Annotated in this window: 10 protein-coding genes and 1 riboswitch; of the genes, 4 read left to right on the forward strand and 6 right to left on the reverse strand. The window is 67.7% G+C overall.

What is annotated here, in order from left to right; translation table 11 throughout:
* Nucleotides 1-194 precede the first annotated feature (194 nt).
* Together lysX and EVU97_RS14625 are read left to right on the forward strand one after the other, a co-directional pair.
* Nucleotides 195-3,590, forward strand: coding sequence for a bifunctional lysylphosphatidylglycerol synthetase/lysine--tRNA ligase LysX (gene lysX / locus EVU97_RS14620; RefSeq protein WP_240730253.1), 3,396 nt, complete (start codon nucleotides 195-197; stop codon nucleotides 3,588-3,590).
* Nucleotides 3,591-3,755: 165 nt separating this feature from the next.
* Entirely contained in the window at nucleotides 3,756-5,447 is a 1,692-nt protein-coding gene (locus EVU97_RS14625) for an alpha/beta fold hydrolase (RefSeq protein ID WP_129666887.1), read from the forward strand.
* Between the two features lie 33 nt (nucleotides 5,448-5,480).
* Here EVU97_RS14625 and EVU97_RS14630 read toward each other — a convergent pair whose 3' ends face one another.
* The 5 genes from EVU97_RS14630 to EVU97_RS14650 form a co-directional block, all read right to left on the reverse strand.
* Nucleotides 5,481-6,158, reverse strand: coding sequence for a methionine ABC transporter permease (locus EVU97_RS14630; protein ID WP_047311755.1), 678 nt, complete (start codon nucleotides 6,156-6,158; stop codon nucleotides 5,481-5,483).
* A complete protein-coding gene (locus tag EVU97_RS14635; protein WP_047311756.1) occupies nucleotides 6,155-7,216 on the reverse strand; it encodes a methionine ABC transporter ATP-binding protein in 1,062 nt (353 codons plus the stop codon). The genes EVU97_RS14630 and EVU97_RS14635 overlap by 4 nt, the downstream gene beginning before the upstream one ends.
* Nucleotides 7,213-8,178: a MetQ/NlpA family ABC transporter substrate-binding protein gene (locus EVU97_RS14640; RefSeq protein ID WP_129666889.1), complete on the reverse strand. Its 966-nt coding sequence runs from the start codon at nucleotides 8,176-8,178 to the stop codon at nucleotides 7,213-7,215. Before EVU97_RS14640 ends, EVU97_RS14635 begins: the two co-directional genes overlap by 4 nt.
* Nucleotides 8,179-8,398: 220 nt before the next feature.
* Nucleotides 8,399-8,510, reverse strand: a riboswitch (SAM riboswitch).
* Nucleotides 8,511-8,737: 227 nt separating this feature from the next.
* The gene (msrA, locus tag EVU97_RS14645) at nucleotides 8,738-9,391 is read right to left on the reverse strand and encodes a peptide-methionine (S)-S-oxide reductase MsrA (protein WP_129666891.1); all 654 of its coding nucleotides are present in this window, start codon (nucleotides 9,389-9,391) and stop codon (nucleotides 8,738-8,740) included.
* 91 nt (nucleotides 9,392-9,482) lie between these two features.
* Entirely contained in the window at nucleotides 9,483-9,935 is a 453-nt protein-coding gene (locus tag EVU97_RS14650) for an acyl-CoA thioesterase (RefSeq protein WP_129666893.1), read from the reverse strand.
* 101 nt (nucleotides 9,936-10,036) lie between these two features.
* Here EVU97_RS14650 and EVU97_RS14655 point away from each other — a divergent pair, with 101 nt between their 5' ends.
* Together EVU97_RS14655 and EVU97_RS14660 are read left to right on the forward strand one after the other, a co-directional pair.
* Nucleotides 10,037-11,077, forward strand: coding sequence for a GNAT family N-acetyltransferase (locus tag EVU97_RS14655; protein WP_129666895.1), 1,041 nt, complete (start codon nucleotides 10,037-10,039; stop codon nucleotides 11,075-11,077).
* A gap of 71 nt (nucleotides 11,078-11,148) precedes the next feature.
* Complete coding sequence (locus EVU97_RS14660) at nucleotides 11,149-14,208, forward strand: glycine--tRNA ligase (RefSeq protein ID WP_370448544.1); 3,060 nt, start codon at nucleotides 11,149-11,151, stop codon at nucleotides 14,206-14,208.
* 83 nt (nucleotides 14,209-14,291) lie between these two features.
* Here the strand turns inward: EVU97_RS14660 and EVU97_RS14665 are convergent, their stop codons facing one another.
* Nucleotides 14,292-15,179 (reverse strand): ribokinase, encoded by an 888-nt coding sequence (locus EVU97_RS14665; protein WP_129666897.1) that lies wholly within the window; start codon nucleotides 15,177-15,179, stop codon nucleotides 14,292-14,294.
* Nucleotides 15,180-15,183: the final 4 nt, after the last annotated feature.

A 15,183-nucleotide genomic window follows, 5' to 3' on the forward strand; every position in this document is an offset into this window, starting at 1 on the left:
CCATGGAAAAGGGGGTTCTCGAACGATCTGAACGTGTCACACGTGTGACGGCCTTGTAGCCCAACGGCTCGGCCCACACCGACTATGGTTCAGGTTCGAGAACCCCCTTTTTTCGCATACCCAAAAGTCTTTCCTTCAACGCGTCTGGGACCGTCTCGGGTTTCTTGCATTGTGCGGCGGCTACCCTCACACGTGTGGCTGTGAAGCAGGGGAACAAGAGCGGCGTCAGATCCCGACGCGGTTGGCGCGACGAGGGTTGGCGGGACGAGGTTGCGACCTGGGCCGGCCGGCTGCTTCTCGTCGCTGCGCTCGTGTCCCTCGTGGCGATCCCCGTTCGTCGCAACACATTTCTCAACGTCGTCATGGACGTCCTCGGCTGGTTCGACATCCCCAGTGAGCCGTCACTCTTCGTGGTCTGCATGACACTCGTGCTCTCCGGTGGAATACGACGTCGCTTCCGAGCAGCTCACACGGCGCTCGTGTTCATCATGGGCCTCGCCGTCTTCGACTCCGTCATGCGGATCTTCTTCCGCACAGAGTCGCTTCTCATGCTCGATCGGCTCCACGTTCACGGGGCCTATCGAGATTGGGCGCGCTTCCAGATATCGCCGATCGTCTCCAGCGTCACGCTGGGCATCTCGGTTGCGAGCTTCGCCCTCGTCTTAGCTTCTCGACGTGCGTTCAAGACTCGTCTCAGCGAAGGCGCGAAGCGGGCCTCCCTCGTCGCCCTGCTCAGTGGGTGGGCCTTCTCCGTTCTCGTGACCGTGGCACTCACGCTGTTCTTCCCTCGCAGCCTCGACACCGTGGGGCAACGGGTCGTGTGGGGAATCCGGAGCGCTTTCGGTGTCCGGACTCCTCCTGACACTCCGGGATTCGCCGGCCACCACGGTCATCAGTGGGTCTTCGGTATCGGCAGCGTCCTGTCCACACTCGCGTTGTTGTTCGCCGTCCTCGTGCTGTGGCGCTCCGGGCGTGTGCGTGGCCTGACGGACGCGGACGACGAATTGCGTCTGCGTGGTCTGCTTCTCGAACACGGCGAGGACGACTCGCTCGGCTACTTCGCCACTCGTCGTGACAAGTCCGCGCTCTTCGCACCAGACGGGCGAGCCGCGCTCACGTTCCGCAACGAGGGAAGCGTCAGCGTTGCATCGGCCGACCCCGTGGGGCGACGCGAATCCTGGAACGGCGCGATCGAAGGCTGGCTGGAGCAGTGTGCTGAGCACGGGCTCTACCCGGCCGTCCTGTCGGCGAGCGCTGACGGCGCGCAGGCGTACGTCGACGCGGGTCTCAAGGCGTGGTCCTTGGGCGACGAGGCAATCATCGACGTCGACGCATTCACCCTTCAGGGGCGCACGATGCGTCCCGTGCGCCAGGCGGTCACCCGCGTCGAACGCGCCGGTTACTCGACACACGTGCGCCGGCACGAAGAGCTGTCCGGCCAGGAACTCGATGAGATCTCGCGGCTGGCGGACGCCTGGCGCGGCAACGAGACCGAGCGTGGGTTCTCCATGGCGCTCAACCGTCTCGGCGATCGCGCTGACGGACGCTGCGTCGTCATCACGGCTCACGACGAGAGCGGGGCCGTGCGCGGGTTCCTGTCCTTCGTGCCGTGGGGTGCGCGTGGACTGTCCCTCGACGTCATGCGCCGTGACCGGGCCGCAGAGAACGGGCTCAACGAGTACATGGTCGCCCACCTCGTCGAAGCCGCGCCGGCGCTGGGGGTCCGGCGTATCTCGCTCAACTTCGCGGTTTTCCGCAACGTCTTCGCCGATGCCGATGAGGTCGGTGCCGGTCCCGTGACACGACTGAGCGACAAGGCGCTGTCGTTCGCGTCTCGCTTCTGGCAGCTCGAGACGCTCTACCGCTCGAACGACAAGTACCGCCCCGAGTGGGTGCCGCGTTATCTCTGTTACGACCCCGAGCTGACGGTGCCGCGCGCCGCCCTGGCCATGGGCGTGGCGGAGGGCTTCGTGCCCCTTCTCGGTCCGCGCCTGCTCGTGGGGCCGAAGCCGGCCGACCACCAGCCGCCGCGCCCGGAGGCCGACTTCGTCGAGCGGGTTCAGGCGCTCGAGGCCGAGAGCCTCACCCCGCGCGTTCCCGAGCCGCGGCGCAGTGAGCAGCAGCGCGTCCGGCGCGCGAAGCTGACGCAGATGGCCGAAGCCGGCGTGGAGGCCTACCCGCCCCGCGTTCCGCGGACGACGACCGTTGCCGACGTCGTGGCGCGCCACCCCGATCTGGCGCCCGACGCCGCAACGGGGGAGCGAGTCTCCGTCACGGGCCGAGTGCGCGCTCTGCGCGACCTCGGTGGGGTGAGCTTCATCGTGCTCGAGGAGAACGGCGTTCGCCTTCAGGCGATGGCCACACGGGACGGCACCCCGGAGCCTGCCTTCGGCCGTTGGGGCCACTGGATCGATCTCGGCGACATCATCAGCGTCAGCGGCGAGGTGGTGACCTCGAAGCGCGGCGAGTTGTCGGTTCTCGTGGACTCGTGGCAGATGGCGGCCAAATGCCTCAGCCCGGTACCCGATCTGCACTCCGGCTTCCGCGACCCTGACGCTCGCGTGCGTCAGCGCTCGCTCGACCTCATCGTCAACGCCGACTCCATGGAGATGCTGCAAGCACGCTCACGTGGGGTGCGCGCTTTCCGTGACGCGTTCGACGACCTGGGCTACACCGAGGTGGAGACCCCGATGCTCCAGGCCGTGCACGGCGGAGCGTCCGCGCGGCCGTTCAAGACACACATCAACGCCTACGGCATGGATCTGTTCCTGCGCATCGCGCCGGAGCTCTATCTCAAGCGCCTCGCGGTCGGTGGCATGCAGAAGGTCTTCGAACTGAACCGAAACTTCCGCAACGAGGGCGCCGACGCGACGCACAACCCCGAGTTCACCTCGCTCGAGGCCTACGACGCGTACGGCGATTACACAACAATGCGTCACCTGACGCGCGAGGTCCTGCTCGCAGTGGCACGCGCGGTGCACGGTGAGGAGATCGCGCTGCGACCGATGTCGGACGGCAGCGTGGAGCGTGTCGATCTTTCTGGACCGTGGCCCGCCGTGCCCGTCCACGAGGCGGTGTCGAAGGCCTGCGGCGTGACGCTCACGTCCGCGTCGACACGTGAGGAAGTCGCTGCGGTGTGCGAAACCCACGGCATCGATGCTCCGCGGGAGAAGGGCGCCGGCGAACTCGTCGTCGAGCTGTACGACGAACTCGTCGAGGCACGAACGACCTCCCCGACGTTCTACACCGACTTTCCCGTCGAGACGTCGCCGCTCACGCGGGAGCACCGTGACGATCCGCGCCTCTCGGAACGCTGGGACCTCGTGGCCTTCGGCGCCGAGATCGGTACGGCGTACACCGAGCTGGTCGATCCGGTCGAGCAGCGTCGTCGCCTCACCGAGCAGTCGCTCAAGGCGGCGGCCGGTGACGTCGAGGCGATGTCGCTCGACGAGTCGTTCCTCGGCGCGCTCGAGTACGCGATGCCGCCCACGGGTGGCCTCGGCATCGGCGTCGACCGCACGATCATGATGCTGCTCGGGGCTCCGATCCGCGCCACGCTCGCGTTCCCGTTCGTCCGTCCGCAGGGCTGAGTGGACCCTCCTCCTCGGCGAAGGGAACCTGCTCTCCTCTCGACTGAGCTATGAGGTGGATGACAATTCCTTGAGTTCTTTTCACCCATTGATGACCTATGAGCGGCAAGATCAGTGGGTGAGTGCGCGAACGAACGCGTCGCGCAAAGGGATTCAAGGGGAACCATGAAGAAGTCTCTCAGCGCAGCAGCCGCAGCCTTCGGTCTCGTCAGCATCGGCCTTGCACCTGCAGGTGCGAGCGCCCGGCAGGCCTCGTCCAAGGCGCCGACGTCCGGCGCGTCGTCGAGCTACACGCCACCGCCGGTGTCATGGGGAGCATGCAAGGCGCCGAGTCTCGTCAAGGCGGGTGCCCAGTGCGGCTACGTCACGGTTCCCCTCGACTACGCGAAGCCGAAGGGCGCGAAGATCAAGCTCGCCGTGTCCCGTATCAAGCACAAGACGCCCGACGCGAAGAAGCAGGGCATCATGCTCGTCAACCCGGGTGGCCCCGGCGGTTCCGGCCTGACGTTGGCACGCCTGGGTCAGTGGGTGCCGAACGGAGGCGGCGACCCGTACGACTGGATCGGATTCGACCCGCGAGGCGTCGGCGACAGCCTCCCGAGCCTCGCGTGCGACGGTAACTACTTCGGCTACAACCGCCCCGACTACCGCGTGACGAAGGCCGGCACGGAACGTCAGTGGCTACACAAGACCGCGGGCTACTCGAAGGCCTGCTCGAAGGCGGACGGCGCACGTCTGTTGCCGCACATGAAGACCGTCGACAACGTGCGTGACATGGACTCGATCCGCAAGGCCCTCGGTGAGAAGCAGATCAACTTCTACGGTTTCAGCTACGGCTCCTACCTCGGCCAGGTCTACGCGACGATGTATCCCAAGCAAACGCGCCGCATGGTGCTCGACGGCGTCGTCAACCCCAAGGACGTCTGGTACGACGCGAACCTCAACCAGGACGTCGCGTTCGACGCGAACATGGACACCTTCTTCGACTGGGTCGCCAAGAACGACGCCACCTACCACCTGGGCAAGAGCGGCAAGGCGATCAAGAAGCGCTGGTACGCGATGCTCGACAAGCTCGCGAAAACGCCGGCCGACGGCAAGATCGGACCGAACGAGTGGACGGATGCCTTCCTCAACGCCGGTTACTACGTGTTCGGCTGGGAAGGTGACGCCGAGGCACTCGTCGCGGCGTTCAAGGGCGACTTCGGCCCGGTCACCGACCTCTACGACGAGGCGAACGGCTCCGGCCCGGGTTCGGACAACGGGTATGCGGTCTACCTCGGCACGCAGTGCTCGGATGTTGCCTGGCCCACGTCGTGGAACAAGTGGAAGGCCGACAATACGCGCGTCGCCAAGAAGGCGCCGTTCGAGACGTGGGCCAATGCGATGTTCAACCTTCCGTGCACGAGCTGGCCGGTGAAGGCGAGCAACCGCCAGGCGCCCCGCGTCGACGGTTCGAAGGTCGGGCCCATCCTGCTCATCTCGGAGACGAAGGACGGCGCGACGCCGTACGGCGGTGCGCTCGAGGTGCGTAAGCGCTTCCCGAAGAGCTCGCTCATCGAGGGCGTCGGCGGCACGACGCACTCGGGTTCGCTGAGCGGTATCGCGTGCACGGACGACAAGATCGCCACCTACCTGCTGTCCGGCAAGACGCCGCAGCGCACTCGCGGGCAGGGGCACTCGGACGTGAAGTGCGAGCCGGTGCCGCAGCCGGCGCCGGGCCCGGCGAACGCGCTGACGGAGTCGGCGTCCGACTCGGGGCGCGGCCACGGTCACGGCAAGGGCCACGGCAAGAAGCGTCACGGCATGCCGCAGGATCTGCGCGCCCAGTTGCAGCAGGCCGCTTCGTCGACCCGCTGACGGACTGACCCTTTGGACGCCCGAGCGCGTCGATCAGTGACGCAGAGCCTTGCGGGCCAGTGCGTTACCGATGAACTGCGCGATCTGCACGAACACGATGATGATGACGACGGCTGCCCACGTCACGGCCCACTGGTAGCGCTGGTAGCCGTACGCCAGCGCGAAGTTGCCGAGACCGCCGCCGCCCATCGCGCCGACGACCGCGGTCATGTCGATGACGGCGACGAGCGCGAAGGTGTACCCGAGGATGAGCGGCGCGAGCGCCTCGGGGATGAGAACGGTGCGGATGATCCGCCACGGGCTCGCGCCCATCGCCTGAGCCGCCTCGATGACGCCCGGGTCGACACTCACGAGGTTCTGTTCGACGATGCGACTGATGCCGAACGTTGCGGCGAGCGTCAGCGGGAAGATCATCGACGCGGTACCGATCGTCGAGCCGGTGACCTTCAGCGTCAGCGGACCGAGCGCGGCCGCGAAGATGATGAACGGGATCGGCCGGATGATGTTGACGAGCACGTTGAGGATCGTGTGAACCGTCGGGTTGGCCATGATGCCGCCGCGGCGCGTCGTGTTGAGCAGCACGCCGAGCACGAGCCCGAACAGACCGCCGAGGACGATGGTGGCGCTGACCATGAGGAGGGTCTGCCCGACCGACTCCCACAGCACGGGGCGCAGTGCGCTCCAGTCCGTGTCCGCAGTGATGACCTTCATGCCGTGGCCTCCTCGAGTTCGTGGACGGTGGCGACCTGGGCGAGGTCGGTCAGCACCTGCGTGACGGTGACGTCGTCACCGCGCAGGGCCAGGGTCAACGTCGTGAGGTTCGCTTCCTTGAGGGGCGTGAGGCCACCGTGGACGATCTCCGGTTCGACACCGCGGGCGCCGGTGGAGGCGAGAACCCTTCCGAATCCAGCGGAGTCGTGGACGGTTGCCGTGACGAGGCGTCCGCTCACCCTCTCGCGCAGCCGCGCGATCTCGCGGGCGTCGGGCACGTTGCGCAGCGTCGCGTCGACGAGCCGCCGCGTGGCTGACGATGTCGGTGCGCCGAGCACCTGCTCGGTCGGCCCGGATTCGACGAGGCGGCCGTGTTCGAGGACCACGACGTCGTCGGCCAGTTCACGCACGACGTCCATCTCGTGCGTGATGACGACGATCGTCACGCCGAGCTCATCGTTGACGCGGCGCAGGAGGGCGAGGACGTCCTTCGTCGTGTCGGGGTCGAGGGCGGAGGTCGACTCGTCGGCGAGCAGGATCTCCGGGTTCGTGGCCAGGGCGCGGGCGATGCCGACGCGCTGCTTCTGGCCGCCGGACAGCTCGTCAGGATAGGCCCAGGCCTTCTCCGTCAGACCGACGAAGTGGAGCAGTTCGGTGACTCGCGCCTCCTGCTTGTCCTTGTCCCAACCGGCGACCTCGAGCGGATAGGCGACGTTGGCGTACACCGTGCGCGAGCGGATGAGATTGAACTGCTGGAACACCATGCCGATGCGGGCCCGCAGAGCTCGGATCTGCTTTGCTCCCAGACCCGCCAGATCGACGCCGTCGACCTCGACGGAGCCGGTCGTCGGGGTCTCGAGCGCGTTGATGAGCCGCACGAGGGTGCTCTTGCCTGCACCGGAGAACCCGATGACGGCGAGGACGCGGCCGGTAGCGACGTCGAGGTCGATCTCCTGCAGCGCGGTGACGTTCTTCTTGCCGCGCACGAAGGTCTTGCTCACGCCGCGCAGCCGGACCGCCGGCGCGTTCTCGGGTCGGGCCGGGGGAGTGGGGGTCACTTCTTGGCCTTGATCTGCGACTCGATGCGGGTGAGGATGCCGCGCACGTCCGCGACGGAACGCTTCACCTCGTACTGGGTTCCCTTGGTGCGCTTGGAGATGAGGTCCTGCACCGACTTCTCGTGGTACGCCTGGACGAACTTCGCGTACGTCGGGTTGTCGGCGTCCTTCTTGCGGGCCACGATGACGTTGATGTACGGCTCCGAGGACTTCGCCTTGGGGTCGTCCTTGAACAGCGCCTTGCTCGGGTCGAGGTTCGCGTCGGCGGCGAAGTTGTTGTTGACCACGGCGCCCTCGACGGAGGGCAGGGCGGCTGCGGTCTGGGCAGCGTCGACGGGCGTGACGCCGACCTTCGACTTCGCGGCGTCGATCTCGGCGGGCGTCGACAGGGAGTTGCCCCCGCCCTTGAGCGTGAGCAGACCGGCGCTCTGCAGGAGCAGGAGGGCGCGTGCCTGGTTCGTCGCGTCGTTCGGGATGGCGACCTTGCCGCCGTCGGCGAACTCGTTCACCGTGGTGTGCTTCTTCGAGTACAGCGACAGCGGCACGATGTAGGTGGAGCCGACCGGCGTCAGGGTGTCGTTCTTCGCGGCGTTGTAGTCGGCGAGGAACTGCAGGTGCTGGAACTGGTTGACGTCGACCTGGCCCTGGGAGAGCGCCGGGTTGGCCTGCGTGTAGTCGGTGAAGTTGACCGGCTGGATGTCGAGGCCGTACTTCTTCTTGCCGACCTTGACCAGTTCGGTCCAGTACGGGTCGGACGCTTCGGTGGTACCGACGGTGATCTTCGTCAGCTTCTCGTCGTCGCTACCCGTGAAGGCCTTGATGCCGAAGCCTGCGGCGAGCGCGACGACGAGGACGCCTGCGCCGATGGCCGCGTACTTGGGGCCGTTGCTCTTCGGCTTTTCGGGCAGGGCCTGGACGGCCGGGCTGGCTCCGGGGGTGGTGGAGTTGGTGTTCTCGGACATGGTGATGCCTTCCTCGAAGGGGCGTGCGAGGCGCCGGTGGGGTGGGCGGCGACGACCGCCCGACGATGGGTGCGGTCAGTGCTTGGGGCGCGCGAACGCGGCGTCGTGCGTGTGCGGTCGCGCGGTGGGGGCCTGGGTGGGGCGATGCGTGTGCTGCATGTGATCTCCCGGGATCGGGCGCACCGGTACGAAGCCCTCGAAAGGGATGTGTTCCGGGTGCGGAACGTGCTTGCCGCGCGGTTGACGCGGCCGTGTCATCACCTGGAGCACCCCGCCACGTTCGTGAGGGTTGCCGTCCGACCAGCCAGGGCTTTGCATCGGATCTCTTGACAGGCATTACATTAGAGGCGCCGCGAGAAGCCCGTCAAATCAAGTGATCTGGGCCACTCTGTGTCACCGCTGGGCCGAGTTTCCTGCGGTTGGGTAGTCGCCGCCTCGACCCAACGGCAGGAAAGTCTGCCCAGTGGAGAGATGCGCTGACGCCGTGCTCTCCCCGTGGGCTGGAGTCACTAGGGGCGGAGCGTGGACTCCACGGGGTCGAGGTACCCCGAGCTCGCGCTTATTTGCTCGGCGGAAGAACGTCGGTCTGCGCGGGGAGGTCGGCCACGCCGACCGGGCACGTCACGCCCTTGTAGCCGTGATTGCAGTACCCGCCTGGATTTTTCGCGAGGTACTGCTGGTGGTAGCCCTCGGCCGGCCAGAACTTTCCGGCTTCGTCGGCGGGCTTCATCTCCGTCGTGATGGCGCCGCGGCCCGCGTCGGTCAGCGCATCCTGGAACGCTTCCGCGGTGCGACGCGTAGCGGTCTCCTGCTGGGGCGTCGTCCAGTAGACCGCAGAGCGGTACTGCGTGCCGATGTCATTGCCCTGACGGTTGGCCGTCGTCGGGTCATGGTTCTCCCAGAACGCCTTGAGCAGCTGGGCCGGGGAGACCTTCTCCGGGTCGTACGCGATCTGGACGGCCTCGGTGTGGCCCGTCGTGCCCGTGCAGACGTCCTCGTACGAGGGGTTCTCACGGTCGCCACCCATGTAGCCGACGGCCGTCGAGACGACCCCCGGGATCTGCCAGAAGATGCGCTCCGCACCCCAGAAACATCCCATCGCGACGTACAGCGTCTCGGTCTTGTCCGGCCACCCGCCGAGCAGTGGCGTGCCGAGAACGTCGTGCACGGCAGCGACGTCGACCGGGGCGGAATCCTGACGGGTGAACCACATGGGGCGTTCCTTTCACTGGAGTCGCTGTGTTCAACGCAGGCGTGTCCGAGAGGATTCCGAACTCGCGGAGCAACCGCGTGAACGGCGCGCGTCAGTCGACGAGCGGCGGCACTTCGAGTGGGATGGGGCGCAGTAGCCTCGCGCGGATCTCGACCATCGTCTGCGCGTCCGTGTCGAGCGCGACGTCCTCGGAAAGCGTTGGCACCCAAGGCGGCACGGCCCGCTTGTCGCCGTCGTTGTCAAGGCCGACAAGCACCATCGTGCACTCGGTCGTGAGGTTCAGTTCGCCCGTGCGCGGGTTGCCCGAGCGCACTCGCGCCGACACGTGCATGCTCGACGTGCCCGTGTGGATGAACCGCGCCTGCACCTCGACGAGGTCGCGGACGTGCAACGGCTGGTGGAAGCGCACATTGCCGACGTAGGCCGTCACGCAGTAGTGCCCGCTCCACGCCGCGGCACAGGCGTACGCGGACTCGTCGATCCACTCGAGCATCCGGCCGGCACCGACGCGCCCGCGCACGTTGGCATCCATCGGTGCGGCCATGAAACGCAGGGTGATGTGGCGTCGGGTTCCGGGCCTGCCGTCGATCGTAGGGCCGGTACCGCCGGAAATTCACTTGTCGGGTGCGCGGTTGCTGGCGTTCCATGACTGGCATGAACACGGTGCGCATCGAACGGATCACCCCTGAACACCCGCAGTTCGAGGAGTGGGCGACCGTCTTCGTCACGGCCGGGGGCCGCCAGTGGGGGCGCGACACGACTGCCTACCCGCCGAACGAACTCGCACAGATGTGGGAGTCCCTGGCCCACGCGAAGGTCTGGCTCGCCGCGATCGACGACGACGGCGACGTCGTCGGGTCCGCAGCCATCGGGATGCCGACGCAGGACAACCCACATCTCGCCGGGTTCGACGTCGCCTGCCTCGACGAGCGGGCTACGGCGCTCAAGCAACGTCTCGTCGACGAGGTCGAACGTGTCTGCCGAGAGGCCGGGCGCACCACGCTCATGATCGAAACGCAGACGCCGGTCGGTGCCGCCAACGACGAGGCCGCCTTCTTCGAAGCAGCGGGCTATGCGGAAGCGCAGACGTGCGTGCGTAACGGGCAGCGGCTCCCCGTGAGCGCCGACATCGGGGCCGAGATGCGCCGCGTCATCGAGATGAACGACGGCTACCGCATCGAGACCGTCGTCGGTCGGCTTCCCGAAGACTGGCTGCCGGAACGGGCGCGCCTCGCCGGAATGATGTCGACCGACACACCTCTCGGCGACCTCGCCATCGAGCCGGAGAACTGGACCCCCGAGCGCGTCACCGCGATGTTCGACGAGGACGAACGTCGCGGGCGCGTCGTCGTCGAGGCCGTGGCCTGGCACGAGGAAACCGGTGAGATGGCCGCGTTCACGCACGTTTCGGTGCCCGCGGAAACACCGTGGATCGCCTACCAGGACGACACCCTCGTCGCGAAAGCCCACCGGGGCCATCGGCTCGGCTACCGCGTGAAGGCTGCCGTGTCCTTGGCTCTGCCCCAGGCCGCGCCCGGCGTCACCGTGCAACGCACCTGGAACGACGAGACCAACGAGCACATGCTGCGCATCAACCGTGAACTCGGCTACGAGCGAGAGGGGACGTTGGTCGAGTGGCAGAAGGTGCTCGATTCGGCTCCGGGTGACGCTGCACACGACGCCTGAGCGACAAGGCACCGGCTCCCGTGGACGAACGGTGGCGCGGGTGACACGCGGCACTCGGTAACCTTGGGCGTGTGACCGATGTACTGACGATGCAAGATGCCCTGTTGACGTTGCAGAAGTACTGGACCGACCGCGGTTGCATGGTGGTCCAGCCCTACAACACCGAGGTCGGGGCGGGAACGATGAACCCCGCCACGGTCATGCGCGTCCTCGGGCCCGAGCCGTGGCACGTCGCGTACGTCGAACCCTCCGTGCGCCCCGACGACAGCCGCTACGGCGAGAACCCCAACCGTCTGCAGACGCACACGCAGTTCCAGGTCATCCTCAAGCCCGACCCGGGCAACCCGCAGGAGCTCTACCTCGGCTCCCTGCAGGCGCTTGGCATCGACCTCGACGCGCACGACGTGCGCTTCGTCGAGGACAACTGGCAGCAGCCCGCCATCGGCGCGTGGGGCCTCGGGTGGGAGGTCTGGCTCGACGGCATGGAGGTCACGCAGTTCACCTACTTCCAGCAGGTCGTGGGCCAGAACCTCGAGCCGATCTCCGTCGAACTCACCTACGGCATGGAGCGCATCCTCATGGCGCTCCAGGGCGTCACGCACTTCAAGGACATGGCGTACGCCGAGGGCATCTCCTACGGCGAGGTCTTCGCGCAGAACGAGTACGAGATGTCGCGCTACTACCTCGACGACGCCGACGTCGAGACTGCGCACACCTTCTTCAAGAACTACACGGACGAAGCGCAGCGCATGATCGACGCCCGCCTGCCCGTGCCGGCGTGGACGTACGTGCTCAAGAGCTCGCACGCGTTCAACATCCTCGACTCGCGTGGCGCCGTGTCGACCACCGAGCGCGCTCGCTCGTTCTCGCTCATGCGCCGCCTCGCCCGCGAGGCCGGTGCTCTGTGGACCGAACGCCGCGAGGAGCTCGGCTTCCCGCTGCTCAAGGAGGGCGTCGCCACGTCGCGCGTCAACGAGATCGCTGCTGCAGCGGTGACGGCGCCGAACGTCACGCAGCCGGCCCAGAAGGCCGAGTCGGCGACGGACCTCGGCGACGACGCTCAGACGTTCGCGTTCGAGATTGGCGTCGAGGAGATGCCGCCGCACGTCGTCGACGCCACCCTCCCCGCGGTGAAGGAGGCCGTCACGACGGCGCTCGCGGCCACCCGCCTCGAGCACGGTGACCTCAGCGTCGTCGGCACGCCGCGCCGCATCGTTGTCACGGTGCCCGGCGTCAGCGCGCACGAGCCGGACGCCGAGACGCTCGCCAAGGGGCCCAAGGTCGCGGCCGCCTACGACGCCGACGGCAAGCCCACGAAGGCGCTCGAAGGGTTCGCCCGCGGCAAGGGCGTCTCCGTCGATGACGTCGTCACCGCTGAGTTCGACGGCGCGGAGCACGTCGCCGTCAAGCAGACGCAGACCGGTCGCGGTGTGCTCGAGGTGCTCGGCGCGATCGTCACTGACGTCGTCGCGGGCCTGCGCAGCGACAAGAACATGAAGTGGAACGACCCGGAGCTCACCTTCAGCCGCCCGATCCGTTGGCTCGTGGCGCTGTGGGGCACTGCTGTCGTCCCCGCGACGGCCGGTCTTCTCACGGCGGGTCGCACCACGTACCTGCAGCGCACCGCTGCGCAGCCGCACGTCGACATCGCCTCGGCCGAGGATCTCGTCAGCACGCTCGAGGGCGCCGGCTTCCTCCTCGACATCGACGCGCGGCGCCAGGCCGTCGTCGACGGCGCGCTGGAACTCGCTCGCTCCGTGGGCGGCACGATCGACATCGAGGGCGAGGCCGGTCTCGTCGACGAGATCACGAACCTCGTCGAGGAGCCGCGCGGCGTGCTCGGCACCTTCGAGGAGCGTTACCTCGACCTGCCCGAGCAGATCCTCACCACCGTCATGCGCAAGCACCAGCGTTACCTGCCGGTGCGCGACGAGTCGGGCAAGCTCATGCCGTACTTCGTCACGATGGCCAACGGGGCGATCGACGACGACGTCGTGCGCGTCGGCAACGAGTCGGTGCTGCGCGCCCGCTACGAGGACGCGGCCTTCTTCTGGGACGCCGACCTCAAGGTGGGCCTCGACGACTTCCGTCGGAACATCGACTCCCTGACGTTCGAGAACCGTCTCGGCTCCTTCGCCCAGCGCGCGGATCGCATCCGCGACGTGGCTCAGGCGCTCGCCGGCCATGTGGAGCTGTCGGGCGACGACAAGACGACGCTGACGCGCGCAGGCGAACTCGCCAAGTTCGACCTGTCGACGCAGATGGTCGTCGAACTCTCGTCGCTCGCGGGCACGATGGCGCGCGAGTACGCGCTCAAGGCAGGGGAGACCCCGGCCGTCGCGGAGGCACTCTTCGAGATGGAGAAGCCCCGTTCGGCCGGTGACTCGCTGCCGGTCTCGACGCCGGGTGCACTGCTCGCCCTCGCCGACCGCTTCGACCTGCTCACTGCGATGTTCGCCATCGGCGCGAAGCCGACCGGTTCGTCCGACCCCTTCGCGCTACGTCGCGCCGCGCTCGGTGTCGTCTCGATCCTGCGCGGCGTGCCGACGGTGGCCACCGTGAGCGTGGCTTCCGGGCTCGAGGCCGCAGCGGCGCGCCTGCGCGAGCAGGGCGTCGAGGTCTCCGGCGAAGCGCTCGCGGCTGCAGCCGAGTTCGTCGAGGGCCGCTTCGGCCAGCAGCTGCGTGACGAGGGCGTCTCCGCGCCGCTCGTTGCGGCGGTGGCTCCGTCGGCCGGCACGCCGGGTGCGGCGGAGGCCTACCTCGCCGACATCCAGAGGCTCTCGGGAGACGAGGCGTTCGCGGCTCTCGTGCAGGTGACGCAGCGCATCACGCGCATCGTTCCTGCGGGCACCGACGCCTCCTTCGACGCGTCGGTTCTCACCGACGACGCAGAGAGGGTTGTCGCTCCGCTCGTGGCCGACCTGGCCGACAACTCCCGCGGTTCACTTACCGAATGGTTCGCTGCGGCAAGCGGTCTCACCGACAAGCTGAACACGTTCTTCGACGAGGTGCTCGTCATGGCTGATGACGAGAAGCTCAAGGCTGCACGACTCGGCATGCTGCAGACGGTCGTCGCCAAGGCACCTGCCGGCATCGACTACAAGGAGCTCGACAGGGCGCTCGACGCCTGATCACTTCCTCCTGAACGCCGGAGCGTTCGACGGTGGCCGTCCCTCCTCGGGGCGGCCACCGTCGTTGTTCCCGGTGAGGGCGCTCAGCCTCGTCGGTAGGACTCCTGCGCTCCGGCGCGTGTGACGGTGTCGGCCGCGAAGGCGGCTGCGTAGCGGGCAGCGTCACGCGTGTCGGCACCGTCTGCGAGCTTCGCGACGAGTGCCCCGACGAACGCGTCGCCCGCCCCGGTGGTGTCGACGACGTCGACAGGGCAGGAGACGATCTCGTCGACGCGGTCGGCGGAGACAAGGAGCGTCGAGTCGGCCCCGCGGGTCAGGACGAGCGACGGAACGCCGGCGGCCACCACGGCGCGGATCATTTCGCTGTCGTCGTCGGCGGGTGCGATGCCCAGTGCGTCGGCAGCGAGTCGCGCCTCGTGCTGGTTGACGACGAGCGGGTCCCCGGCGGTCAGCGTCTCGCGCGCCACGTCGATGACCGGCGCGAGGTTGAGGACGAACCGCGTCGAGGCAGCCCGGCAAGCCACGGCCACGGCGTCGACCACCTCCGCGGGGATCTCGCCCTGGCAGACAACGGCCTCAGCGTCGGCAATCGCTGACTCGAGCGTGCGCACGTCCTCCGGCCGCCAGGCACCGTTGGCTCCGGGGACGATGACGATGCTGTTCTCACCGCTGTCGTCGATCGTGATGAACGCCGTTCCGGTCGGGTCGTCGACAACCTCGACACGGGAGAGGTCCACCCTTGATGTGCGCAGGAGGCGCAGTGCCTCGTCGGCGTAGGCGTCGCGCCCCACCTTCGCAGCGAAGACGACGTCGGCACCGCTCAGGGCGGCAGCCAGGGCTTGGTTCGCCCCCTTGCCGCCGGGGGAGGTGTGCAGCGTCCGAGCGCTGAGCGTTTCGCCCGGTGACGGGTGACGTTCAACGCGCACGGCGAGGTCGACGTTCGTCGAACCGATGACGAGGACGCGGGCCATGGGT

The sequence above is a fragment of the Dermacoccus sp. 147Ba genome, from assembly GCF_004151355.1.
Classification (GTDB): Bacteria; Actinomycetota; Actinomycetes; order Actinomycetales; family Dermatophilaceae; genus Dermacoccus; species Dermacoccus abyssi.